We start from the raw sequence: 23,225 nt of genomic DNA on the forward strand, positions 1-23,225 counted from the left end.
ATTCGAAGATGCGGCAAAGGTATGGGGTCAGGCTATGGGGGAGCCCCTGTCATGGAATCGCGGCGATGACGGCAATCTCGACGAGGCACTCGGGCCGTGCAAGCCGCGCCTCGACCGTCGCCCTCGCCGGCGCACAGCCGCTCGCGACCCAGGCATCCCACACCTCATTCATTTCCGCGAATGCCTCGATGTCCGAGAGCCAGATGGATGCCGACAGCAAGTGCTCTTTGTTCGTCCCCGCCTCGGCCAGGAGCCGATCGATCTGCTCGAGAATGAATCGGGTTTGTTCACCGACCGTCCGTTCGGTCGCGCCCGCCGGCACGACCTGACCGGCGAGATACGCGATTCCGCCATGCATGACGACCTGACTCATGCGCGGACCGCTTCGGATACGTTTGATCGTCATCGATGTCTCCTTCCGGAAGTCACAGATAGTTTGCGCGGCTGCGTCAACCGGTCCAATTCGAATACTCCGATCGGATATAGGGACAGGCTATGGCTGCGAGCCACCTCTGCGACGGCTTCGATCGAAGGCAGTGGCAACGTGCACGTTCGGGAACGTTGGCGCCGCTGGGATCATTCCGTCAGCGTCGCCAACCGTCCCGGAGGCAGCATGGCCACCGCCCGCAGGAAACGCTGGTCGCAACGAGTCACCCAGACCAGCGATGCGCTTACCCTGGAGGAAGGCGTATTCACCCGAGCCAGCTCTCGCGGCATCGCCCTCTCCTTGAAGCGCTCGGCCGATCGCAGTCACAAGCGCAAGTCCTCGCCGTATCGCTCCGCGATGTCCATGCTGACCTTCTACGGCAATCGCGCCGGCAAAACATTGCCCGCCTCCAGCAAACGCAAGCTCGAAGGCGCCAAGGAGGAGCTGCGCAAGTTGTACGGCAAGTCCCCTAAGAAGAAGGCAGTTGAAAAGAAGGCGGCCAAGAAGAAGACGGCCCGGAAGAAGACCAGCAAGTCCGCGAAGCGACGGAAAGCCCGCGGCTAGGGAACGTTCCCAAGCGCTGAGCGTTGCTCCTGCGGTCGTTGTCCCTCCTCGATCGGGTGCCAACCTTGAGCCGTAGTTTCGCGTCACAGTTGCGTGAGGGCCTGCCCCACCCCAGAGGAGCGTTCTGGGATGGCCAAGGCACGAACTTCTCGCTGTTCTCCGCCAATGCCACCAAGGTCGAACTGTGCCTGTTCGACGCCGACGGTCAGACGGAGCTCGAGCGCATCGAGCTGCCGGAGTACACCGACGAGATCTGGCACGGCTACCTGGTCGATGTCGGTCCCGGCACGGTTTATGGCTATCGAGTGCATGGCCCGTACGAACCCGAAGCCGGCCACCGCTTCAATCCCAACAAACTGGTGATCGATCCGTACGCGCGCGAGTTCGTCGGCGAGTTGCGTTGGGATGACGCATTGTTCGGCTACACCATCGGCGCCGAGGGCGACGACCTGACTTTCGATGAGCGCGACAGCGCCCCGTTCATCCCCAAGTGCGTGGTCGCGGATTCGGCCTTCGATTGGAAACAATCCGTAAGCCCGCTCGTGCCCTGGGATCGTACCGTCATTTATGAAACGCACGTGCGCGGCTACACGAAGCTGCATCCGCAGGTGCCGGAAGAACTGCGCGGCACTTTCGCCGGTCTCGCCGTGCCCGAAGTCATCAAGTACATCAAGTCGCTCGGCATCACCACAGTGGAGCTGCTGCCGATCCACGCCTTCGTCTATGACAGCCTGCTGCTCGAGAAGGGCTTGACCAACTATTGGGGCTACAATTCGATTGGCTTCTTCGCGCCGGATCCGCGCTATCTCATCGATCGTCGACGCGGCGTGCAAGAATTCAAAGAGATGGTCGCGCGCTTTCACGATGCCGGGCTCGAGGTGATCCTCGACGTCGTCTACAACCACACGGCCGAGGGCAACGAGCGCGGCCCAACGCTCTGTTTCAAGGGCGTGGACAACGCGTCGTACTACCGCCTGATTCCCGACCAGAAGCGCTACTACATCAACGATACCGGCACGGGCAATACGTTGAACCTGAGTCATCCGCGGGTGATTCAAATGGTCACCGACAGCCTGCGCTTCTGGGTGAACGAGATGCACGTCGACGGCTTCCGCTTCGACCTCGGCACCATCCTCGCGCGCGAGCCCAATGGGTTCGACAATCAGAGCGGCTTCTTGAAAGCCTGCTCGCAGGATCCGGTGCTGAGTCGGGTCAAGTTGATCGCCGAGCCTTGGGATTGCGGCCCCGGCGGCTATCAAGTCGGCGAGTTTCCGCCGGGCTGGGCCGAATGGAACGATCAGTATCGCGATGTCGTGCGCGATTTCTGGCGAGGCGAAGCATCGGCCGGCAAAGTGGCGCCGCGCCTGTACGGCTCGGCGGACATCTTCAACAAATTCGGCCGTCGACCGTACGCGAGCATCAACTTCATCACAGCGCACGACGGCTTCACGCTCAACGACCTCGTGAGCTACAACGAGCGGCACAACGAAGCGAATCTCGAAGACAACCGCGACGGTCACGAGCACAACCGTTCCTGGAACTGCGGCGCCGAAGGTCCGACCGAGGACGAAGGCATCAACACATTGCGAGGACGGCAGATTCGCAACTTCCTCGCGACGCTGCTGCTGTCGCAGGGCACGCCGATGCTGCTCGCCGGCGACGAATTCGGCCGCACGCAGCAAGGCAACAACAACGCCTACTGCCAGGACAACGACATCAGCTGGGTGGATTGGTCGCTCGCCGAGAAGAACGAGACGCTGGTGCGCTTCGTCCAGCAGATGACTGCGTTACGGGCAAAATTCCCAATCTTACGTCGCAACCGCTTCCTCTCCGCGCTGGAGAATCCGCGCATCGGTCTGAAGGAAATCACCTGGATCAATGCCAGCGGCAAGGAAATGGAGGACGAGCAATGGACCGACGACGGCATGCTGTGCTTCGGCATGCTGCTCGACGGTCGCGCCCAGGAAACGGGCCTGCGTCAGCGCAGCCACGACGCCACGCTGTTGATCGTGCTCAATGCATTTCACGATCTGGTGGAGTTCACCCTGCCCGGCGATTCGCCCGACGCGCGCTGGACCTTGCTGATCGACACCAATCTTCCCGACCTGCCGACCGGACGCAAAGCCATATTCACGACCGGCGAAACGTATGGGGTGACCGGGCGATCGCTGCTGGTCTTCAGCCTCGAAGCGCACAGTGAGAATGCCATCGATCGCGCAGTGAAGCCCGGCAAGCAATCAGCACAGAAGACGTGACGTCACTGCTGAGCGATTCTGCCGGCGCGCTGCCGAATTCTGCGTTCCTGCCTCGCTTCGGTCAGGCGCATCCGGAACATGAAACGCGTCTCGTCCGGGGATGAAGTCGCTGTGAGGGAGCCGCCATGGGCTCTCGCGATCTCGCTCGCGATGTACAAGCCCAGACCCAACCCGTGAGGCTCTGAAGACATCCGCACGAACGGATAAAACAACTTGTCGAGCACCGCGGCCGGAATGGGCTCGCCGCTATTGCTCACATCGATGGCCAATTGATTGTCCTCGATGCGAGCGGCCACTCTGACCGGGGCACGGGGCGCACCGTGGAGCAATGCGTTGGACAGCAGATTCGACACCAGCTGACCGACCCGCGCGCGATCGCAATTCACCCTGCCGAGCGCGCCCAGCGACAGATCGATCATTCGATCCGGCCACGCGGTCTGCAGCTCATCGATCACATGTAACAACGTCGGCTCGAGCGGCTCTTTGGCATTCCTGTCGAGCGACAGTCCGCCGCCCAAGCGGCCGCGAGCGAAATCGAGCACGTTGTCGATCAAGCCTGTCATGCGCCGGATGCAGCCTTGCATCAGCGTGAGCACATCCTGGGATTGATCGTCGAGCTGCTGCTTCATCAACACACGGCTGCCCGCCGAGATCGCCGCCAGCGGATTGCGCAGATCGTGACCGAGCACGGCGATGAACTGCTCGCGCAGATCCGAATTGTGGCGCTCATCCACCAGCAGCGCGGCGTTGGCGTCGATCTTCTTCTGGGCGTCGTAATGAAAGCCCACCAGCTCGGCGAACAGCTTGAACATGCCGACGGTTGCTTCGTTGCTCAGCTTGGCTGGCAACGGATCGAGCGCACACAAGGTGCCGAAGAACTCGCCATCGGGCAGCACGATGGGCAGCGAGATATAACTCTGAAAGCCGTATTTGGCCGGGATGGGATGACGGCAGAAGTGCTGATCCTGGGCGACGTGATCGATCACGACCGCCTGGCCGTGCTGGCGGATCTCGTTGCAGATCGTGGTTTCGATCTCCAGCTCGCCACCCGGCTCGAGCCCGATGCCAAGCTCGTCGCGGACCTGGCACGCGATCCAGCGATCCTCGGTGACACGCGCCACTGCCGCAAAACGCATCTTCGTCACCCGGCAGATGACATTGAGCATCGCGGTAATGGCGTCGATCCGGCCCGCCCTGGCCACGTCTGCCTGTAATTCCTGCTCCGTTGGAACGCGCATGGGCGGCGTCATAGCACGACGCCCGCCCTAAGTCATGGGAAATATTTCGGCGGGCGGATTGCCCGAGCCGGCCCGGATGGTGAAACTACGCGGCCCTTGGTTAACCCCTGAGTAAGAGCAATGAGCGAGATCAAGCGTTACGACGTCGGCGCGCGGATGAGCGGCATCGTCGTCCACAACGGCACCGTGTACCTGTCCGGTTACGTGGCCGAAAATGCGGCCGGCCAGCCGGTGGCTGCGCAGACTGCGGACATTCTGCAGCAGATCGACAAGGCGCTCGCGTCGGTGGGCAGCGATAAGAGCCGCCTGCTCCAGGCCACGATCTGGCTGGCCGACATGAGCACGTTCGCCGAAATGAACTCGGTGTGGGACAAGTGGGTCAGCCCCGGCAACACGCCGGTGCGCGCTTGCGTGGAAGCCAAGCTCGCCCAGCCGAAGTGGACCGTGGAGATCCGCGTGATCGCGGCTCAGTAAGTATCGTCTCGAAGGCAGCGCTCACTCTCGAGCGCTGCTGCCCCCGGTAGTTCACTACTGCGGGCCGCGGATCGAGCCCGTACGATCGTTGCATGATCGACGACGCGGGCGAATACCAATTCAAGCCGCATGAACGGCCGATGATGCCGGGCTCGCCCGCATCGCCCGACCATCCCGCCCCACGCCGTGTGGGTTACTTCCTGATCGGCGTGTTGATCGGCATCACCGGCGCGATGGGCAACGCCCTGGTCTCGGCCAATCTCCAGAACATCCAGGGCGCCCTCGGCCTGTACAGCGACCAGGCAGCGTGGATGACGACGGTCTACACCATGACCAACGTCTCCATGAGCCTGCTGCTGGTGAAGTTTCGCCAGCAGTTCGGTCTCGTGCCCTTCGTGCGTATCTTCCTCACCGCCTACATCGTGCTGACGGCCGCGCACGTGTTCGTCCACGAGTATTCCACGTCGCTCATCGTCCGAGCGGCGAGCGGCATCGCCGCCAGCGCACTATCCACGCTCGGCTTGTTGTACATGGTGCAATCGATGCCGGCCGCGCATCGGCTCAAAGGAATCGTGCTCGGCATCGGCATTCCGCAACTCGCCACTCCGCTCGCGCGTCTGTTCTCATCGGACCTGCTCGAGCTCGGGCAATGGCGAGCGTTGTATATATTCGAACTGGGGCTTTCGATTCTGTGCCTGGCCGCGGTGGTGCTGTTGCGCCTGCCACCGAGCGAGCGCATGAAGGCGTTCGAGAAGCTCGATTTCGTCACCTTCGCCCTGTATGCGCCGGGCGTCGCGCTGCTTTGTGCATTTCTTGGATTGGGCCGCGTGCTCTGGTGGACCGAAGCGCCGTGGCTCGGCTACGCACTGTGTGGCGCGATTGTATTGATCGCTACCGCATTGCTAATCGAGCACAACCGCGCCAATCCATTGTTGAACACTCGATGGATGGGCAGCACGCTGATCCTTCGCTTTGCGTTCGTCGCGACCACGGTGCGCGTGTTGCTGTCGGAGCAGACCTTCGGCGCGATCGGATTGCTGACGGCGCTCGGGATCAACAACGATCAGCTGTTCAACCTGTTCGTCGTGATCTCCCTCGTGACCGCCATCGGCATCGCCGCCAGTGCGCTCACCGTGAACCCCGCCAATCTCGGCCGGCCGATTTTCGTGTCGGTAGCGCTGATCGCCATCGGTGCGTTTATCGATGCACACGCCACGAACCTTACGCGCCCCGCCAACATGTACATCAGCCAGTCGTTGATCGCGTTTGCGGCCGTGTACTTCATGGGGCCGACGCTGTTGATCGGCATCCTGCAAGCCATGGCCCGCGGCCCGAACCATATCGTCAGCTTCTCTGCCGTCTTCAGCATCTCACAATCGCTGGGCGGCCTGGCGGGCTCGGCATTCCTCGGCAGCTTTCAGATCGTGCGCGAGAAGTTTCATTCCCACGCCATCGTGCAATCGCTGACGCTGACGGACCCGCAAGTTGCAGCCCGTCTGCAAACATTGCGTGGCGCTTATGGCGGCGTGGTCACCGACCCGACGCTGCGTTCGGCGGAAGGCGCGGCATTGCTGTCTCAGCAAGTCACCCGCGAGGCCAACGTACTCGCCTTCAATGACGTGTTTCTCACCGTCTGCGTGCTCGCCTGCCTGACGCTGTTGTGGATTGGTGCGCGTCAGGTTCGCATGTACATCACGGGCGAAAATCCGATGGCGGGCGCCTTGGCCGCCATCGCGAAGAAACGAGCCCAACAACAATGAGCCCGCAGTGGTGAACGACGCTCCTCCCGAAGAACCCCGCGTCACCGAACCCATCGAAACGCCGGTGCAGAAGACTGCGCCCACCGGCTGGGCGCCGCCGAAGCACACACTGCTCACGACCGTCATCGTCATCGTTGGCGCGCTCCTGGGCGTGTTGATCGTGCTGTATGCGTGGGAGTTGCCTCCTTTCACGCGAGCCATCCAAACCACGGACAACGCCTACGTGCGCGGGCAAACGACGCTGATCAGTCCCCAAGTGAGCGGCTATGTCGTCGCGGTTCCTGTGCAGGACTACGAGACCATCAAAGCTCACGACGTGCTCGCGCAGATCGACGACCGCATTTATCGGCAGCGAGTCGATCAAGCGCGCGCCAACCTGTCTGCGGCCAACGCCAATCGCAACAACTCGGCACAGACGCTGCGCTCCAAGCAGGCGAGCGCGAATGCGCAGGCGGCATCGTTGGAGAATGCCAAAGCACAGCTGGCCAGGGCGCAGGCGGATGCGAAACGCGTGGAGGAATTGATCGCCGATGGATCGGTCTCGTTCCGTGAGCGCGATCAGATCCTCGCAGCGCTGAGGGCTGCCGAAGCTGCGGTCGATCAATCCCGTGCTGCGGGTGAGATCGCAAGACAAGACATCGTGGCCGTCGAAGTCGGCCGCGGTGGGCTCGATGCCGCTGTCGAGTCCGCCCAGGCGGCGCTGAAGCTTGCCGAGATCGATCTCTCCAACACAACGATTCGCTCACCCGTCGACGGACAGCTCGGCGACGTTGGCGTGCGCGTCGGCCAGTACGTTACCGCTGGCACTCAACTGATGTATGTGGTGCCCGCCAAACTCTGGGTCAGGGCCAACTTCAAAGAAGCACAGACCGCACATATGGCGCCCGGTCAACCCGCCGTGTTCTATGTCGACGCGCTTGCTGGGGCCCGCCTCACCGGACGCGTCGAAAGCATGGCGCCCGCCACGGGCTCCGAATTCGCCGTGCTCAAGTCGGACAACACGACCGGCAATTTCGTGAAGGTGGCGCAGCGAATGTCAGTTCGCATCGCCGTGGATCCCGGTCAGCCGCTCGCCCAGCGATTGCGGCCCGGCATGTCGGTCGAGGTGGAAGTGGATACGCGCGGACACGCTCAAGCGCACGGGAAGCAATGATGGGCATCCGCGGCTTGCAGTCATCGATGGCCCTGCTCCTCTGCCTGCTCGGCGGCTGCATGCTCTCGAATCGTCCACCGCCGCCCGCTGCTTCGATCAGTCCTCCCCCGCGGTGGCGCGTTTCGGTCGGTCCGACGGTTGAAATCGAGCGCGAGTGGTGGCGTGGCTACGGCGATCCCGTGCTCGACAAACTGATCGAGCGCGCCTTGGCCAACAATGCCGATGTCGCCATCGCCGCAGCGCGCGTCCGAGAAGCACAGGCGCAGGAGCGCCAAGCCCGGTCGCGTTTGTTTCCCTCGCTGGATCTGGCCGTGGGCGGAGCTCGAGCGCGCTCGCTGAGTGCATTCGGCACGCCCTCGACTGCTTCATCCATCGAACCGCAATTGCAGGCGGCATGGGAAGTGGATTTGTTTGGCCGCGTTCGCAACCTCGCGGGCGCCGCGCGTCAGCAATACTTTGCGAGCGAAGCTGCACACGACGCCGTCGTTCTTGCCGTTGCCTCGACGACTGCCAGCTCCTACATCACCTTGTGCGCGCTCGATGCACGGCTCAAGGTCACTCGCGAAACACTCGTCGCCCGCACCGAAGCGCTGCATATCGCGGAGTCCAGAGCACGCGTGGGCTATTCCTCTCGCCTCGACCTGGCGCAGGCCCGCGCCGAGTTTGAATCGACCGCGCAGACTGTCCCTCAACTCGAGCTCGCCATCGCCCAGCAGGAGAACGCGCTGAGCTCGTTGATCGGTGAACCGCCCGGGTCGATCGAACGTGGCGCGCAACTGGCAGCGCTGCATATCCCACCGATTCCCGCGGGCCTGCCCGCCGATGTACTGCGTCGTCGTCCCGATATCGCACAAGCCGAGTATCAACTCGCCGCGACCGACCTCAACCTCGCCGCTTCACGCAAAGCGTTCTTGCCGAACGTGCAGATTACCGGAGCGGCCGGCGCGGTGTTTGCGAGCGGACTCGACGATGATCCGGTCAGCTTGTTCTCGCTCGGCGCCAGTGTGCTCGCGCCAATCCTCGATGGCGGGCTGGCTGCAGCCCAACGCGATGAGGCCGCGGCGCTTCGCGATCAAGCCGCCTTCAACTATCGCGCAACCGTGCTCGCCGCACTCTCGGAAGTCGAAGACAGCCTGGTCGCCCTGCAACGCCTGGCCGAGCAAGCCAAACATGTCGAAGCCCAACGCAACGCGCTCGCCGAGGCGTTCTTTCACGCAACCAATCGCTACCGCGCTGGATATTCCCCTCACCTCGACCAGCTCGACGCACAACGTGGCTTGCTCTCGGCAGAGTTGTCACTGGTGCAAATTCAAGCCGATGGCCTGACCGCCAGCGTGAATCTATATCGCGCCATGGGCGGTGGCTGGCAGGCGCCGAATCGATAGCACTCGACCGGGAACTTGTCCGGAGGCGCATCGATTGAACGGTTCTCCACCGGACGGTGCTGCCATGATCAATCACGTCTCGCTCGGGACCAACGATGTAGAGCGCGCACGGCGGTTCTACGATCCCCTCTTTGCCCTGCTCGGCTTTCGCTTGCTCAAGTGCGATGACACTGGCGCGCATTACGGCACCGGCGAAATTCTCTTCAGCCTGGTCGTTCCTACTAATAAACAACCTGCGACGGCCGGCAACGGAACTCACATCGCGTTCCAGGCGCGCAGCCGGAAGATGGTCGATGAGTTCCACGCCGTCGCATTGAAGAACGGCGGACGCAGCGATGGCGCGCCCGGCATCCGCCCCGAATATGACGGTCACTATTACGGCGCGTTCGTGTACGACCCTGACGGTAACAAGATCGAAGCACTGAGCTACTCAGCCAGGTAGTCCCACCCTCGTTCCGAAAAAGTCGGTTGCCACGGCCGACCTTAGGTGTTACAACTCGTCACATGTTACGAGCGATAACACCATGAAGGGCGCCCGTGCGCCGTTGGGCGATCTCGAGCACGAGTTGCTCGCGATCCTGTGGCAACACGGCGAGATGACGGCTTTTGCCGTCCGTCAGCAAGTGGCCCGCGATTTGAAGGACGCCACGATCCGCACGGTGCTACGGCGCCTGGAGGAAAAGGATTACGTCGATCACACGGTCGTGAACGGAACGTTTGTTTATCGCGCCAAGGAAACGCCGGAATCGGCCGCGGCCAACGCGGTTCACGACATCGTTCAGCGCTACTGCGGCGGCTCGCTCGAGCGCATGTTGCTCGGACTGGTCGACTCGGGCTTGGTGAGCGCGGATCAGCTGAAAACGCTGGCCGGCAAGCTCCGGCGCAAGCCTCGTTGATGTAACGAGCACCGATGGCGATCCCCGCGCCTCAACCCTCGATTGCCGGTCCAGCGATGGATCGGCGGATCGAACATTCCGCGTGGTCGCTGCGACGCTGGCCGCTCGGCGCCAGGATCGGAATCGCTGCTGTGATCATCGGCACCGCGTGCCTGCTGTTGATAAAACTGATCGCAGGCACAGGCGAGCGAACCCTCAGGCTGCCGCTCGAGCAAATATCGACCGCGACCGTATCGCAAGGTTTGTTTCGTGATCTGATTCCCCTGAACGCGCGAGTCGTGCCGCGAGAAACCGTTTATGTCGATGCCATCGACGGTGGCCGCGTCGACCGCATTTACGTCGAAGCGGGCGACGTGGTCGCAGCCGGCCAGCCCATCATCGCACTCAGCAACACCAACCTCGCGCTGCAGGTCATTCAACAGGAATCGCAGCTCAATCAGGCGATCTCACAGCTGCAGCAGAACGAGATCGCGCTCGAACAGAACCATCTCGTGAACGAGCGCGGGCTCGCGGAGATCGACTATAAAATTCTGAATCTGCAGCGCGCCATGGAGCGCCGTGAGACGCTGGCCGGCAAGGGGCTGGTGTCTCGCGAGCAGCGCGACGAAATCGCCGACGAGCTTGCCTATTATCGAAGGCTCAAGCCGATTCAATCCGACAGCAGCCGGCGCCAGTCCGAGCTGCGTGCCCGTTTGCTGCCGGCCATTCACGATCAGCTGCAGAACCTGCGTGGCAACCTCACGGTGGTGCACGACAAACTCGACAGCCTCGTCGTGCGCGCTCCGGTGTCTGGCCGTGTCACTGCGCTCGATTTGAAGGTCGGTGAGAATCGCGCGCCCGGCGATCGTTTGGCGGAAGTGACGCCAGACTCGGGAATGAAACTCGTCGCCGATATCGATGAGTTCTATTTGTCACGAGTACGCACCGGCCAAACGGCCACCGTCGAGCTCAACGGCACCCCGACCGATCTCACCGTGCGACGGGTCTCACCGCAGGTCCGCAACGGACAGTTCCAGATCGATCTGGATTTTGGCGCCGAGCGCCCCGATGCCCTGGTGGCCGGCGCCGCCGCACAGGGCCGGCTCAGGCTCGGCGGCGACACGGACGCTTTGTTACTTCCCAACGGTCAGTTCATCGAGCGCACCGGCGGCGACTGGCTGTTCGTGATTGCAGCCGACGGCCAATCGGCGCAGCGCCGGCAAGTCCGGCTCGGCCGGCGTTCCATCGAGCAGCTCGAAGTACTCGACGGCCTTGCCCCGGGCGATCGCGTCATCACCTCGGACTACACCGGGCTCGACGCCGTGGATCGCATCGTCCTCACTCGTTAGGAACAGCCATGCTCAAGCTCGACCGCATTTGCAGAACCTATCGCACGAGTGACGTCGAAACGGCCGCACTGGATGAGGTTTCTCTCGAGGTGCGTGCCGGCGAGTTCCTTTCCATCATGGGTCCGTCCGGTTGCGGCAAGTCCACGCTGCTCAACGTGCTCGGACTCATCGACAGCCCGACCTCTGGAGCGTACTGGTTCATGGGCGAAGATGTGGCGCGCTGTTCGGAAGAACAGCTCACGCTGCGCCGCCGGTCGCGGGTCGGATTCGTTTTCCAGAATTTCAATCTCATCGAGGACCTCGACGTCGCGGAGAACGTCGAGGTGGCGTTGCTCTACGTCGGCATGTCTCGCGCCGAGCGCCGCAGCCGGGTCGCCGAAGCATTGGAACGCGTCGGGCTGATGCATCGAGAACATCACATGCCGAAGCAATTGTCGGGCGGACAGCAACAACGCGTGGCAGTGGCCCGAGCGCTCGTCACACGGCCCAAGCTGCTCCTTGCGGATGAGCCCACCGGCAATCTCGATAGCGCAAACGGCGATGCCGTGCTCGATCTGCTCGGCGCGATCAATCGGGCCGGCACCACGATCGTCATGGTGACGCATTCCGCCGAGCACGCGAACCGGGCCCGTCGCATCGTGCATATGCTCGACGGTCGGATCGTCGAAGATCAGGAGATTGCGGTGGCATGCTAGCCAACTATTTCGCCGCGGCGATTCGCAATCTGCTGCGCAATCGCGCGTACACGCTGATCAATCTATTCGGGCTGTCGCTCGGGTTCGCAGCTGCCACCCTGATCGCACTGTACGCCCGTGACGAGTTCAGCTACGACCGCTTCGTTCCAAACCACGATCGGATCTATCGGGTCGGCGAAATCATCGAGCCACCCGGCCGCAGCCCAATGCGATTGAGCGTCACATCGACGACCGATGCCGAAGCGCTGAAGCTCGCATTTCCGGAAGTCGAGGCCGCGACCCGACTCATACCGAGCAATTTGCGACTGTCCGCGAAGCAGGACAATGAAGGCGCGACGCTCGCTTCCTTCTGGGCAGATCCGAGCTTCTTCGACGTATTTCCGCTCAGCGGGGTTGCAGGCAACCTCGCGAATGCGTTGAGCCAGCCCGACTCGCTCGTGTTGACGCGCCGAGCTGCGAGACAACTGTTCTCGCGCGAAGATGTGGTAGGCGAGACGATCCGCGTCGGACCGGACACCGTCATGCGTGTCGCAGCAGTCGTTGAGAATTTTCCCTCGAACAGTCATCTCAACGGCGAAGTCTTCCTTCCGGGCGCCGCAAGCTTCTCGCCGCTGGTCACGTTGACCGCCGAACAGCGTCAGCCCGGGGCGCTACGGAGCGAGAATGCATACACGTACGTTCGCCTTCGTGCTGCCGCGAACATTCACGATGTTCGCTCGAGACTCGGCGCCTTCACCGACTCCCATGTTTCGGGCAGCGTGAACGGCACGCCGATCGCGAAGTCGTACACATTTACACTCACACCGCTCGCCGATATCCATCTCCAACCCCGCAGCATTGGCGACATCAAACCTCCGACGGATGTGAGGGTGCTGCACGCACTGATTGCGGTCGCTGTCCTCATCCTCGTCGTCGCGTGCGGCAACTTCATCAGCATGATGACGGCGCGGGCCTCGCGTCGTGCCGTCGAAGTGGGCGTGCGCAAGGCGGCTGGCGCCACTCAGCGTCAAATCATGATTCAGTTCATGGGCGAGTGCCTGTTCTATGCCCTGCTCGCTCTGCTCCCGGCCGTCGTTGCGGTGGAGCTCGTCCTTCCTGCATTCAACGGCTTCCTGCGGCGAGAGATCGCTTTCGACTATCTGACCGATCCGCGCCTCGGCTTGGGATTGATCGGGCTGACGATGCTGACGGGACTCGCGGCCGGCGCTTATCCAGCGCTCTATCTGTCGCGCTTCAAGCCTAACGCAGTGCTCCGGGGAACCGCGCTCACTCCTCAGTCGAGCCGCGCGCGGCAATCGCTGGTCGTCGCTCAATTTGCGATCCTGATCGCGCTGCTGGTCGCGACTTTCACCGTCAATCGCCAGATCCATTTTGCCATCGAGGATCGGCTGCGCCTGCCCACCGATCAGATCTATCTGGCGAGCGAGGCGCTCGGTTGCCCAAGCTCATTCACCGACGCGATACCGACGCTCGGCCGGGTCAAGGCCGTGACCTGTGTCTCCGGTTCCACCCTCGGCTTCGACCACATCTCCGTCAACTTCGTCTCGCCGCACGGCGGCGGCAACGTCAACGGCAGAGCGGCGCAAATCGATTATTCGTTCTTCGATGTGTTCGGCATTCAGCCCATCGCCGGGCGCCTGCTCTCGCCGCAATTCGGTCAGGACGACCTGCTGCGCAAGGACCCCGCCACGGCCGACAATCCGACCGTCGTGGTCAATGAGGCGGCCGCACGCGCTCTCGGCTACTCCTCGCCCGCCGACGCCGTCGGCACGTTCGCCCGATGGCAGCGGCTCAGCTTCATGGACGGCCGGTTGCAGTTCCAAGGGCAGTCGAGCTCCAAGATCGCAGCGGTCGTTCCGGACTTCTCCATCGGTTCGGTGCGCGACGTCATCGGGCCGACCGCGTATTACATCGACCCCACCGTGTCTGCTCGTATGGTCTTCAGATTCGACGGCGGCTCCGTGCAACAATCTTTGGAATCGGTGCGCGAGCTTTGGGAGAAACATTCCTCCACTGCGTTCCAGGGAATGTTTCTGGATCAGTTCGTCAATGCGCTGTACGAGGACGTGCTGACGCAGTCGGCGATATTCACCTGGTTCTCCGCGGTGGCCGTCGTGCTCGCCGCGCTGGGCCTGCTGGGGCTGGCGATTTTCACCGCCGAACGGCGTACCAAAGAAATCGGCTTGCGCAAAGTCATGGGCGCACGCCGCACCGACATCCTGCTGTTTCTCGGCTGGCAGTTCGCTCGCCCAGTGCTCTGGGCCAATCTCATCGCGTGGCCGTGCGCTTATCTGGTGATGCAACGCTGGCTGCAAGGCTTCGCGTACCACACCGATATCGGCATCCTGACCTTTGTCATCGCTGGCGCACTTGCCCTGGTCATCGCACTCGCCACCGTGGCGGGTCACGCCATGCTCGTGGCCCGAGCCAAGCCCGTCGAGGCGCTTCGGTACGAGTAATCGAGCCCTGAAAATCGGGTCTGCGGGAACGGAAGAAAGAGTGTAATATCGCGCGCCGCGGGACGAATCGCCGGACGCTCAAGCTAGCGGCACCGCCATTTGCCCCGCCCAAATACCGGCGCATAACAACAACTTAGACCCCAAAGTTGTCGTAGAAGGTGCGGCCGTGTAGCATCGAAACAGTGTCGGGACGTGGCGCAGCCTGGTAGCGCACTTGCATGGGGTGCAAGGGGTCGCGAGTTCGAATCTCGCCGTCCCGACCAATCTAAAACCCCGTAAAAACAAGCCTCTAAGCGCATCTCTTGCGCTTCCTCTTCAAGCTCGAAAATCGACGATTTTCTATTCCGGCTACAGTTCCGGCTACAGCCAGCTTTCAGCAAGAGCGGGCCGCCGCCAGTGGTGAGACACCGACGACGGCCCTGACCACAACTTGATCCTGGAGATCAAAGTCATGGCTGTGCTGATTATCCCGCGACCGGTTCGCGGATGCCTGTTTTGGTTTGTTGCTGAAGTGGGCTCCGAAGCCCTGGACGCCCCAATCCCCGCCTGGATCGGGGCGGAACCGCACTGTCCCGCCCTGTTGGGCGTCGGGGGTGCCGAATGAGCGCCCTCGATCAATGGGACTTCGCCGTCCTCCACCTCGCTCTCGACTTCCTTGGCCATCACGCCGACACGGAATTGCTCAAGGCTCGCGAGCGGGGCAACCGACGGAAGCAGCTCTCAATGCTGGTCCTGCTCGAACAGATCGGGACGGTGCGCACGAAGCTGCGCTCGATGGTGTCGCCATGAAGGCGGCGACCGTCGATCCTGGCCGCCTGAAAGCAGCGGTCGGAGCTGAGCTTGGCCACCTCCACAAAACCCATGCGCTGTTGATCGCCGTCCAGTTCGCTGCGAACCACGACGCCGACTTCGACGTGAGCGACGCGCTGGCCGTGATTCGGGATCGCGTGGAGCAATCGATCGCTCGCCTTGATGCGGCGGAGGTGCGGCCATGATCAAGCAGGAAAGTCGCGCCTACTTCAAAGCACTAGGCGCTCACGTCTCGACGCTTCGCAAATCGCGAGGCATGACACAAGCGGAGCTGGCACGCGCTATCGGCGTGTCACAGCAGGCTGTGTTCGCGTACGAACTTGGCGACCGCCGCATTTCCGTGCTCGTGCTTGCCAAGCTCGCGAAGGTATTTTCGACCCCAGTCGGGGACCTCGTCGGCCTGTCCAAGCCAGTCCACGAGCGGAAGGGGCGGCTGTCTCCGCGCTGTATGAGACACGCGGAGCGGTTGCAGGCACTGTCGAAGACTCAACAGCGCTTTGTCATCCGAATCATCGACGTTCTGGAAACCAGTAATACAACAAAGCACTGATGGCGATCCTTAAGGCAATGCTGCGAAGTGAGCCCGGCCCCGCGCCGGGCTCTTTATTTGGCGCAACCTCAACGATGTCTAGCGGCAGCGCCAAACCTCCCTGCTCTTTAATGCGGCCGAGGTTTGCGCCGCCGTGAACCCGCCCAGCTACGCCGGAGCACGCATCAACGCATGCACCTCCTGTAAACCCTCTTGCGGCCCCGGCGCGACCGGCAAAGGTGTTGACAGTGTCAACACCAAGACAACGACAGAGAGCAAATTCCGCTAACTTCCAAGGTAGACCTTGGTGATCTCTATCCGCTCGTGCCCAAGCTCCCGGCTGATTATCAGGCGAGCTTCGAAATCCGCAAGGCGCTGAGAGACAGTCAAAGACTGCGTCGATGGCCCGCCAGCGGCTGGGGGTTTCCAGCCCGTCAGAGCTTCGTAGCGCAGTTGAGCATACGCGTGCCGCAATCCATGCATGCGCTTCAATTCCGCCAGCTTGCATTGCCGGTCGTAAACGTGGCGTTGTTCGATATACGTCTTCTCAGCGGGAATCAATGAGCGCTCGCCGACGAGCTTGTGTGCGAAGTCGAGCGCCGCCCGTTGTTCCGGCGTGATGATCGGAATAACGCGCTCACGACCACCTTTTGTCCATGAGCCTTTGATTCTCAGGTGGTCGCCTTGATCGGCATAGCGCGGCTGAAACTTGATGCTCTCTTCGCGACGCAATCCGAACACCCTTTGCAATTCCAAGCTGGCGCGAACATACGGATCGCTGACCCTGCCTAGTTTGTCTTGCACCTCCGCCGCCTTGCTTACATTCGTCACAAACACTCGTTTGGGAATCTCAAGCTGGACGTTGCTGGACGCTATTAGTCCTTTCCTGCCGACCTTCTCGGCCCACCAGCGCAGATGCGCCATCCTGTTCTTGATCGTTCCCGCCGAGAGCCCATCATTCCGCCAACGTCCAAGCAGCGCATCTACATGCTTGCCGTTCAACGATGTGGCTTTCAATTGCCGGAAGCCGGCCTCCTTCAGTTGTCGAGCCATCAATTGCAAACAACCCTGTCGATCGCCTTGCGTGGCATGACTGCCATCTCGATTCCGGTCGCAAAGCTGACGCAGCGAATAAGCCAGACTATTCATCGTGTTACTCCAAATGACATTGATCCAAATTCCACTAAACAACCTATTGCTGAGGTGACCGTGCGGTCAGTGTTAATGCCAACTCGCGCCAAGCGAGATCCCCCGAAGGGGCAAGGGCCAGGCACTCAGCGGAGCCTGTTGCCTCGTCTGAGGCTTCCGCCGTGCCTTCTGTTGAAAGCTCGGGCGGAGGTTTTGCATGGGTGAACACGATGCGGATTCGCTTCGATAAGTTGTTTCCTATGTGGAAGTGGTTGAAGAACGGAGCACCGATCACAGCCAGACGGCTGCGATCGGCGCAGAGAGTGACGACGCACGGCGACGTGCTTGGTGGTGCTTGACGAAAGTGGCTCAACCTCCCAGGGGGAGGACGACGCGCGAGTGAGCCTGACGCGTCTGGGTGGGGCGACCGATTGGGTACGGCATCAGCGGGCTTCGTGCTCGCATGACGTGGCGCTATGCCCCGGCGCCGGTTGCCGGTGATTGTCTCCGCCGGCAGATCAGTCGGGAGCGAGTCTGCCCGGTGGCCATCATGTGAGCAACATTAAATACGATACGGCGCTCGACCATATTTTTGCTGCAGTTTCGCGGGCCGTCACTGCGGCGTGCAGTGACGGCCCTGACTTCCGGAAGAATCTGCAGCAGCAAGACTTGGATTGCTTCAGCACAAATCGTCGCGCCTTTCCGCGTCCACCTCGAATCGACCGCATGATTGCGCCTTGAGGCCGACGATCTGCCTTGAGCGAAGTATTCGACCAATCTCAGGGAGAGCCGGCGTTGTCCCGGCCCAAGTCGACCAAGCCTCTCTGGATGTACAAGGCTGCGTTGCTGGATCGGCTGCCGCATCACGTTCCTCATCGTGCAGATCGCGGGCGAGAGTTATCGCCTGAAGGACAAGCGGAAGGCGGGATAGATCAAGCCGTCAGCAAATATTTAATAACAAACACCCAGTGGTCAAACTATACTTCGAGGTCTTCGGACTGAGGTGAGTCAAAATTCAGTCAGCGCTGGAATTGGCCCGGATGGCGCAGAGGGCTCTCCCTGAGAGGCCGCGATTACCTCTTCCCGGTAACCGTTGAGCTGAACGTATGTCCGGAATATCCGCGTGACCAGCTCGCTCCTGCTCCCAACGAGCAGTTTCCTGTAGAGCCTCTCTGTATGCGAATGCACGGTGTGGACCGAAATCGATAGTTGCTCCGCAACCTTGGCCTCGGAAAGGTCGGCGAGCATGAGCAGGCAGATCTCCGATTCTCGCGCTGAAAGTCGGAGATACGAGCGAATCGCTTGCCATTGCGTCTTGGAAATGAAGCTGACCGGTAACCGACTTCTATCTGAGCACTCGAGCCACTCGCCACCCATTTCGCAACCCTCCTTGTTCTTTCGGCCCGCTCCAGTGCACAGAGAGTCCCGCAACGCCTTCCCTGAGGTTCGTTCACATTTGCCTGCGTAGCTGTCTTTGGCTACTGGCTGATCAGATCCGTACGCCCAATGAACTCGAGGGCCGCTCGGCTCAGATCGATCTTGGCCCTGGCGCGCGCGAGCCTATGATCGAGCGTCGCCTGATAGGCACTCAACTGCTGCGCAGACAGAGCGCTCGCAGCAGCCCGGGCCAGGCGCTCATTCGATGCCTGGATCGATTTGTAGTCACGTTCCAGCACCGCCACATGTGCGCGCAAATTGTCCTCGGCGCTCTCAGGCGAAGCAACAGCTCGCCCGAAACCGCGAGGCGGAGTGCCCGTGTCCCGTTGTCTCGTCCGCTCATCGGCGATCGCCTTTACGAGCGCTTTGCGCTGATCCGGCCGAAGTTGTTCCCCGGCGCTCTCGAACGTCCGCTCCAGCGTGGCGACTTCGCGGCGGGCTTCCTTGGTCCGCTCTAATTCGATCCACTCGCGGTACTTGTCCGCACCAAGAAGCGCCTCGATCTCGGCATGCTGACGCTGCTCCCGCGACTGCTGGTTGAGAGTAGCGACGGTCGGTGCATCGCCCGACCCTTCAGCTCGATCTTTGTCAGTCACGCGTCCGGCCGACTCCTCGACCCACTGCAGCGAGTGATCCGCGAGAAGTTGCGCCAGCCGGCCAGCCATCTGAGGGGACAGCTGCAAAGCGTTAATACGCTCTGCATACATCTCCAGAGCAATCTGTTTCTGCAGCTCCCGGCTCGCGGCGCGATACTTTGGATCCTGCAGCAACTGCGATTGTTTGACGCCGAACAGGACCTCGATAGCCAGATTTCTATCCGCTGTCATCGGTTCGGCGATCGCACGTTCCAATCGAGCCGCCACCGTATCGGCGCCTGCATGCGTCGATGCGTTGGGCGCTAATGCATTGGGCCGTGGCACCGGCTCGTCGGCCGGCGATGTCTTCTGCGGTACTTCCTCGAGTTCGGCCGCTCGGGGTTCATCGCGGGGGCATTCCTCGTTCGTCGCTGTCCTCAGCGCCGGTTCGGCGCGGGCCATGAGATATATAGTGGATGAAGCCAGCGCGAGCGTTGATAGGCTCAAGAGGATGACGGCTTTACTCATATCAAATGTCCATTTTGAACAGCAGTCACTCATGACTATACGCTCAGCCTCCAAATCATCAACCGCCGGTCCGACGGCGCTGGCTGATGCCCGTCGGTTACGAATGGTTCGGCAATATCCATGTAGGCTGCACAGGCGACAGCTACATAGCTGACTTGTCGGAATGCGCGAGACGCCGTAAGTACAACGACGACGTAACATCATCTGTACTGGTTGTGCAACGCGCGTCAGAACACTATCAACTACGCAGCTCCACGCCATGACAAACGTTCCATTGCACGAAAGATCGATATTGCACAGCGGCGAGGCAGCTGCCGTGCGCAATCAGTTCAAGATCGCAACCTATATGCTCATCTGCGCAAGCGTCGCGGCTATCGGCGCGCTGGTTGCTGTCGATCTCACGTCGGCCGCGCTCGTGGCAGCCACCCTCTTCGGCTGGTCCGAAGTGGACGGCCTATGCGGAACCTCGCATGTCGGCACCCTGTCTCCGCTGCGCGTTCTGTCGAAGCGAATGTGGGTGAAGTCGGTAAGCGCATACACCGCCGGCGGATTGGCGACGGCCGCTTGCGTCGGCATGAGTGTTGGCGCCGTCGGCCAGCTGGCGCAGTTCGGCCATCCATATATTTCCGTGCTCATGTACGCACTGGTATCGGTGGTATCGCTCGGCCTCGCAGCGAGGGAGCTGAACCTGATCCAATTCCCGCTGCCGCAGATCCACCGACAGACGCACAAGGCCTGGGCCTCTGAATTCGGCGTCGCAAAAGCTGCCGGGATGTGGGGCTGCCACATCGGCCTCGCTTTCGCGACGGTCGTGCAGCATGGAGGCTTCTACGTTGTCGTACTTTTGGCTGCCGTGTTGGGGCCGTCGAAAGGCGGACTCCTCTTCGCGACGTACTGGTTCGGGCGAACGCTCCCAATGTGGTTTGCGGGCACGTTGCCTATCGATCGCTGCACCGCCCCGGAGCTGAATCGCCTTCTGCTTGAGAATCGCGCCGTGTACCGGCACGCCGCGGCAGCCGGCTTGTTGTGCATTCCAATCATCGCGCTGCTGCTTGGCGTGGAGGTCGCGGTCACAACCGACTGAGCCGCCCAAGGATCCTCCGCACAAGGCGACGCCTATCATCACGGATCGAGGAATACTCGGCATGTTCGAAACAACCTATGTCCTGCTTTGGGTCATCGCGATCATCCAAGGACTTGCGATCTGCTCCTTGATCCTAGATTTATCCGCGCTGCGCGACGAAGCACCGAAAGGATTGAAGCCGGCGACCGAGGGGCTGCCGACCGGCAGTCCTGCACCTCGCTTTACCACGGTCGACGTGCGTTCGGGTGGGGTGATCGAGTGGTCCACATTGCGCGGCCGACGCACGGTGTTTCTGTTCCTGTCCGTCGACTGCGACACGTGCAAAATCCTGGTCTCGGAGTTGGCGTCGCTGGCTCCCGAGAGCTTGAGCGAAATACTCATCTGCTGCTCGGGCGCCGCCACGCGGTGTCGAGAAATCCTGGGTAGTCTGCCGAAGTCCGTGCCGATTCTCGATGACAACCGCGCCTTGATCAGCAACCGATGCCGTTTGCGAACGCTGCCGGCATTAGTCGTCATCGATAGCGAATGGCAGATCGAAGCTTATCGCTATCCGGAGCACTCCGCCGAGCTTCGGGATTTCCTTCCGGGCGCTCTCGCTGCGACAGCGCGCTCCGGGGCGGTTGCGAACTCGTTGCCAGCTGAAACCACTCCCAGTCAGCACGCTGTTGGCCAACACTGACGGGTGGTGCACACAATGACTATCGCCATGGACATCAGCGTCGTCACACTCAGCGCCCTCATCACGCTTGAGGCGCTGACGTTGAGAACCATCCTGCGTGAAACGCGAGCACTGCAGGAGCTGTATGGAGTCGAGCCAGAACATGCCCCACGCAAGGGCTCACTTGGCATGCGAATGCCGAGCTTTTCGCTCCAAGAAATTGACTCAGGGCACTTAGTCACGGATCGGGACATGCGGGGTCAGCATGTGATGTTGCTGTTCGTCGCGCGCTCGAACGTTCTCGCGCTGGGTGTAGACACCTTCGCGGCTGTGGTGCAGGGATTGTTCACTCAAGCGGGAGAGCGGCTGTATCTCATCTGCGAGGGCGATACTGACGACGCTCGTTGGATCCGAGATCGCAGCGACTTCTCCGCAAGGTATGGTGGGCGCTTGACTCTCTTAATCGCGCCGGACGCACACCTTCGGAAGCAGCTTCGTGCCACGTCCATGCCGAACTGCGTGGTGTTCGATGAGAAAGGCATCGTCAGGAAGATCGGCCACCCTGTAACCGAGCAACGAGCACCGGCGCCGAACCCGCCAGAGAAATCGCCGGAGTAGCCAGCGTGGAGCAAACCGCAAGCACCGGATATCGGAAGATGGACAGCGAGGTGATGTGTGTAATCACCCGTTTCGAGGTTCGCTCGATCACGGCCCTGGTGCGACTGTACCGGTCGTTCCGGCGCATCAAAGCTCACTCGAAGAACATCGAGGGATTGATCGCCACGCGCTTTCTAATCGAGGGGCCACGCACTTGCATCACGCTGTCGCTGTGGAAGAACGGCGGCGCCATTCTGCAGTTCAACACGCGAGTCGTTGCTCACGTCCAGGCGGCAAATGCGTGTTTCCGCGATCTGGATCGAGGCAACGGACGCGCACACCTGTGGTCCGCTCAATTCAAACTTTTTGCCGTCAGCCCCCACAACCTCAACTGGGACGGCGTCGAAGTCACGAGCCCGCAACCGACACTCGCCCCAGAGCATCCTCACCTATGAGCACTCCGATGATTCCCCAGATCGCCCTCGCCGTGCAGCTTGCGGTCGGCTTGATCTTCCTGTGGTCGAGTCTGAGCAAGCTCGCGCACCCTGTCTCGTTCGTGGAAGGGCTGTCGGAGTACGCGATCTCGCGCACAATGCTCGCAACCCCAATTGCCGTGGGCGTAATCCTAGCGGAAGGGTTCATCGCGCTGTCGCATCTCACCGGAGGGATGCTCGCGTCTGGCGTTTTCGGCGGCATAGTGCTGCTGCTGAGCTTCGCAAGCGTCCTCGTAGTCGTGCTCAAACGAGGCAAGCCCGTCCGATGCCTGTGCTTTGGAGTGACGCAGCAGGAACCTGTCTCATTTCAGACGTTTGCACGCGTGGGGCTGCTATTGGCTGCGGAGTTGTTGCTACAGTTCCTGCAGCGAGCCGGACTTCATTGGAACACACCGCTTGAGCTTACCCCAAGCGACCTTCTCGCAGCCCTGCTGTGCGCGGCGCTAGCTGTGCTTGCCGCGTCCTGGGTCATCGTTGCGCCGGAAATTCTCATTCGATTGTCGAACGCAGTCCCGCGATAACGAGGACAACGAATCGTCCTTGATCCGACGCCGATAGGGAGGTTTCATGTCACGAGCAATCATCAAGGTGGTGGAAGGCGCTCTGAGCCGACGAAGATTTCTGTATTCGATTGCAACTGCGAGCGGTGCGCTACTCGCAGGAATCATGGGGACAGCTCGTGCCGGCGGCTCCTGCACGGTCATAGGCTGCTGCTGTCTGTGTGAAACCGGCCCCTACAATCCTGCGAACT

The 23,225-nt window shown here is 61.4% G+C and carries 24 protein-coding genes, 1 tRNA gene and 1 pseudogene; 21 read left to right on the forward strand and 5 right to left on the reverse strand.

Features of this window, described 5'->3' with window-relative positions:
• Nucleotides 1-49: 49 nt before the first annotated feature.
• Complete coding sequence (locus GYH35_RS09125; RefSeq protein ID WP_161828226.1) at nt 50-406, reverse strand: RidA family protein; 357 nt, start codon at nt 404-406, stop codon at nt 50-52.
• A 207-nt stretch (nt 407-613) separates the two neighbouring features.
• Here GYH35_RS09125 and GYH35_RS09130 point away from each other — a divergent pair, with 207 nt between their 5' ends.
• Together GYH35_RS09130 and glgX are read left to right on the forward strand one after the other, a co-directional pair.
• Nucleotides 614-991, forward strand: coding sequence for a DUF3175 domain-containing protein (locus GYH35_RS09130; protein WP_161828227.1), 378 nt, complete (start codon nt 614-616; stop codon nt 989-991).
• Between the two features lie 65 nt (nt 992-1,056).
• The gene (gene glgX / locus GYH35_RS09135; protein ID WP_161814878.1) at nt 1,057-3,246 is read left to right on the forward strand and encodes a glycogen debranching protein GlgX; all 2,190 of its coding nucleotides are present in this window, start codon (nt 1,057-1,059) and stop codon (nt 3,244-3,246) included.
• 2 nt (nt 3,247-3,248) lie between these two features.
• On the opposite strand, the gene GYH35_RS09140 is transcribed toward glgX, so the two are convergent.
• Nucleotides 3,249-4,484, reverse strand: coding sequence for a GAF domain-containing sensor histidine kinase (locus GYH35_RS09140; protein ID WP_161828228.1), 1,236 nt, complete (start codon nt 4,482-4,484; stop codon nt 3,249-3,251).
• 120 nt (nt 4,485-4,604) lie between these two features.
• Between GYH35_RS09140 and GYH35_RS09145 the strand changes: the two genes are divergently transcribed.
• From GYH35_RS09145 to GYH35_RS09205, 13 genes are all read left to right on the forward strand, one after another.
• Nucleotides 4,605-4,958: a RidA family protein gene (locus tag GYH35_RS09145; protein WP_161814876.1), complete on the forward strand. Its 354-nt coding sequence runs from the start codon at nt 4,605-4,607 to the stop codon at nt 4,956-4,958.
• 92 nt (nt 4,959-5,050) lie between these two features.
• Nucleotides 5,051-6,718 (forward strand): MFS transporter, encoded by a 1,668-nt coding sequence (locus GYH35_RS09150; protein ID WP_161828229.1) that lies wholly within the window; start codon nt 5,051-5,053, stop codon nt 6,716-6,718.
• Between the two features lie 10 nt (nt 6,719-6,728).
• Nucleotides 6,729-7,871, forward strand: a complete 1,143-nt coding sequence (locus GYH35_RS09155) for an HlyD family secretion protein (RefSeq protein ID WP_202624187.1) — start codon at nt 6,729-6,731, stop codon at nt 7,869-7,871.
• Entirely contained in the window at nt 7,868-9,256 is a 1,389-nt protein-coding gene (locus tag GYH35_RS09160) for an efflux transporter outer membrane subunit (RefSeq protein WP_202624188.1), read from the forward strand. Before GYH35_RS09155 ends, GYH35_RS09160 begins: the two co-directional genes overlap by 4 nt.
• A gap of 64 nt (nt 9,257-9,320) precedes the next feature.
• Nucleotides 9,321-9,698 (forward strand): VOC family protein, encoded by a 378-nt coding sequence (locus GYH35_RS09165; RefSeq protein WP_161828231.1) that lies wholly within the window; start codon nt 9,321-9,323, stop codon nt 9,696-9,698.
• Between the two features lie 82 nt (nt 9,699-9,780).
• Nucleotides 9,781-10,152 (forward strand): BlaI/MecI/CopY family transcriptional regulator, encoded by a 372-nt coding sequence (locus GYH35_RS09170; RefSeq protein WP_161814872.1) that lies wholly within the window; start codon nt 9,781-9,783, stop codon nt 10,150-10,152.
• 14 nt (nt 10,153-10,166) lie between these two features.
• Nucleotides 10,167-11,480, forward strand: a complete 1,314-nt coding sequence (locus tag GYH35_RS09175; protein WP_161828232.1) for an efflux RND transporter periplasmic adaptor subunit — start codon at nt 10,167-10,169, stop codon at nt 11,478-11,480.
• 8 nt (nt 11,481-11,488) lie between these two features.
• Nucleotides 11,489-12,175, forward strand: coding sequence for an ABC transporter ATP-binding protein (locus GYH35_RS09180; protein WP_161828233.1), 687 nt, complete (start codon nt 11,489-11,491; stop codon nt 12,173-12,175).
• Nucleotides 12,169-14,634, forward strand: coding sequence for an ABC transporter permease (locus GYH35_RS09185; protein WP_161828234.1), 2,466 nt, complete (start codon nt 12,169-12,171; stop codon nt 14,632-14,634). Before GYH35_RS09180 ends, GYH35_RS09185 begins: the two co-directional genes overlap by 7 nt.
• 186 nt (nt 14,635-14,820) lie before the next feature.
• Nucleotides 14,821-14,897 (forward strand) — tRNA-Pro (locus GYH35_RS09190).
• Between the two features lie 337 nt (nt 14,898-15,234).
• Nucleotides 15,235-15,423 carry a hypothetical protein gene (locus GYH35_RS09195; RefSeq protein WP_161814868.1) on the forward strand — a complete coding sequence of 63 codons (189 nt, stop codon included), beginning with the start codon at nt 15,235-15,237 and terminating at the stop codon, nt 15,421-15,423.
• Nucleotides 15,420-15,629 (forward strand): hypothetical protein, encoded by a 210-nt coding sequence (locus GYH35_RS09200; RefSeq protein ID WP_161814867.1) that lies wholly within the window; start codon nt 15,420-15,422, stop codon nt 15,627-15,629. Before GYH35_RS09195 ends, GYH35_RS09200 begins: the two co-directional genes overlap by 4 nt.
• Nucleotides 15,626-15,994, forward strand: coding sequence for a helix-turn-helix transcriptional regulator (locus tag GYH35_RS09205; protein ID WP_161814866.1), 369 nt, complete (start codon nt 15,626-15,628; stop codon nt 15,992-15,994). The genes GYH35_RS09200 and GYH35_RS09205 overlap by 4 nt, the downstream gene beginning before the upstream one ends.
• A 264-nt stretch (nt 15,995-16,258) precedes the next feature.
• On the opposite strand, the gene GYH35_RS09210 is transcribed toward GYH35_RS09205, so the two are convergent.
• The gene (locus tag GYH35_RS09210; RefSeq protein WP_161828410.1) at nt 16,259-17,122 is read right to left on the reverse strand and encodes a phage integrase N-terminal domain-containing protein; all 864 of its coding nucleotides are present in this window, start codon (nt 17,120-17,122) and stop codon (nt 16,259-16,261) included.
• An 816-nt stretch (nt 17,123-17,938) separates the two neighbouring features.
• On the opposite strand from GYH35_RS09210, the pseudogene GYH35_RS09215 reads away from it, so the two are divergent.
• Nucleotides 17,939-18,032: pseudogene (locus GYH35_RS09215) on the forward strand (ATP-binding protein); the annotation flags it as partial.
• Nucleotides 18,033-18,109: 77 nt separating this feature from the next.
• Here GYH35_RS09215 and GYH35_RS35385 read toward each other — a convergent pair.
• Complete coding sequence (locus GYH35_RS35385) at nt 18,110-18,478, reverse strand: response regulator transcription factor (RefSeq protein WP_407700197.1); 369 nt, start codon at nt 18,476-18,478, stop codon at nt 18,110-18,112.
• A 101-nt stretch (nt 18,479-18,579) separates the two neighbouring features.
• Entirely contained in the window at nt 18,580-19,695 is a 1,116-nt protein-coding gene (locus GYH35_RS09225) for a hypothetical protein (protein WP_161816597.1), read from the reverse strand.
• Between the two features lie 205 nt (nt 19,696-19,900).
• Here GYH35_RS09225 and GYH35_RS09230 point away from each other — a divergent pair, with 205 nt between their 5' ends.
• From GYH35_RS09230 to GYH35_RS09250, 5 genes are all read left to right on the forward strand, one after another.
• Nucleotides 19,901-20,725: a hypothetical protein gene (locus GYH35_RS09230; RefSeq protein WP_161828235.1), complete on the forward strand. Its 825-nt coding sequence runs from the start codon at nt 19,901-19,903 to the stop codon at nt 20,723-20,725.
• 61 nt (nt 20,726-20,786) lie between these two features.
• Nucleotides 20,787-21,404 (forward strand): TlpA family protein disulfide reductase, encoded by a 618-nt coding sequence (locus tag GYH35_RS09235; RefSeq protein WP_161816595.1) that lies wholly within the window; start codon nt 20,787-20,789, stop codon nt 21,402-21,404.
• A gap of 27 nt (nt 21,405-21,431) precedes the next feature.
• The gene (locus tag GYH35_RS09240; protein ID WP_161816594.1) at nt 21,432-22,001 is read left to right on the forward strand and encodes a hypothetical protein; all 570 of its coding nucleotides are present in this window, start codon (nt 21,432-21,434) and stop codon (nt 21,999-22,001) included.
• A gap of 5 nt (nt 22,002-22,006) precedes the next feature.
• Complete coding sequence (locus GYH35_RS09245; protein ID WP_161816593.1) at nt 22,007-22,435, forward strand: hypothetical protein; 429 nt, start codon at nt 22,007-22,009, stop codon at nt 22,433-22,435.
• An 8-nt stretch (nt 22,436-22,443) separates the two neighbouring features.
• Nucleotides 22,444-22,995 carry a MauE/DoxX family redox-associated membrane protein gene (locus tag GYH35_RS09250; protein ID WP_161816592.1) on the forward strand — a complete coding sequence of 184 codons (552 nt, stop codon included), beginning with the start codon at nt 22,444-22,446 and terminating at the stop codon, nt 22,993-22,995.
• The last annotated feature ends 230 nt before the right edge of the window (nt 22,996-23,225 follow it).

The sequence above is a fragment of the Steroidobacter agaridevorans genome (genome assembly GCF_009932555.1).
Taxonomy (GTDB): domain Bacteria; phylum Pseudomonadota; class Gammaproteobacteria; order Steroidobacterales; family Steroidobacteraceae; genus Steroidobacter; species Steroidobacter agaridevorans.

Coding starts and splice junctions, on each gene's coding strand:
- GYH35_RS09170 (WP_161814872.1), top strand. CDS start 9,781: ATGAAGGGCGCCCGTGCGCCGTTGGGCGATCTCGAGCACGAGTTGCTC.
- GYH35_RS35385 (WP_407700197.1), bottom strand. CDS start 18,478: ATGGGTGGCGAGTGGCTCGAGTGCTCAGATAGAAGTCGGTTACCGGTC.
- GYH35_RS09165 (WP_161828231.1), top strand. CDS start 9,321: ATGATCAATCACGTCTCGCTCGGGACCAACGATGTAGAGCGCGCACGG.
- GYH35_RS09210 (WP_161828410.1), bottom strand. CDS start 17,122: ATGAATAGTCTGGCTTATTCGCTGCGTCAGCTTTGCGACCGGAATCGA.
- GYH35_RS09160 (WP_202624188.1), top strand. CDS start 7,868: ATGATGGGCATCCGCGGCTTGCAGTCATCGATGGCCCTGCTCCTCTGC.
- GYH35_RS09180 (WP_161828233.1), top strand. CDS start 11,489: ATGCTCAAGCTCGACCGCATTTGCAGAACCTATCGCACGAGTGACGTC.
- GYH35_RS09140 (WP_161828228.1), bottom strand. CDS start 4,484: ATGCGCGTTCCAACGGAGCAGGAATTACAGGCAGACGTGGCCAGGGCG.
- GYH35_RS09150 (WP_161828229.1), top strand. CDS start 5,051: ATGATCGACGACGCGGGCGAATACCAATTCAAGCCGCATGAACGGCCG.
- GYH35_RS09240 (WP_161816594.1), top strand. CDS start 21,432: ATGGACATCAGCGTCGTCACACTCAGCGCCCTCATCACGCTTGAGGCG.
- GYH35_RS09145 (WP_161814876.1), top strand. CDS start 4,605: ATGAGCGAGATCAAGCGTTACGACGTCGGCGCGCGGATGAGCGGCATC.
- GYH35_RS09250 (WP_161816592.1), top strand. CDS start 22,444: ATGATTCCCCAGATCGCCCTCGCCGTGCAGCTTGCGGTCGGCTTGATC.
- GYH35_RS09185 (WP_161828234.1), top strand. CDS start 12,169: ATGCTAGCCAACTATTTCGCCGCGGCGATTCGCAATCTGCTGCGCAAT.
- GYH35_RS09230 (WP_161828235.1), top strand. CDS start 19,901: ATGACAAACGTTCCATTGCACGAAAGATCGATATTGCACAGCGGCGAG.
- GYH35_RS09195 (WP_161814868.1), top strand. CDS start 15,235: ATGAGCGCCCTCGATCAATGGGACTTCGCCGTCCTCCACCTCGCTCTC.
- GYH35_RS09175 (WP_161828232.1), top strand. CDS start 10,167: ATGGCGATCCCCGCGCCTCAACCCTCGATTGCCGGTCCAGCGATGGAT.
- GYH35_RS09200 (WP_161814867.1), top strand. CDS start 15,420: ATGAAGGCGGCGACCGTCGATCCTGGCCGCCTGAAAGCAGCGGTCGGA.
- GYH35_RS09205 (WP_161814866.1), top strand. CDS start 15,626: ATGATCAAGCAGGAAAGTCGCGCCTACTTCAAAGCACTAGGCGCTCAC.
- GYH35_RS09125 (WP_161828226.1), bottom strand. CDS start 406: ATGACGATCAAACGTATCCGAAGCGGTCCGCGCATGAGTCAGGTCGTC.
- GYH35_RS09235 (WP_161816595.1), top strand. CDS start 20,787: ATGTTCGAAACAACCTATGTCCTGCTTTGGGTCATCGCGATCATCCAA.
- GYH35_RS09130 (WP_161828227.1), top strand. CDS start 614: ATGGCCACCGCCCGCAGGAAACGCTGGTCGCAACGAGTCACCCAGACC.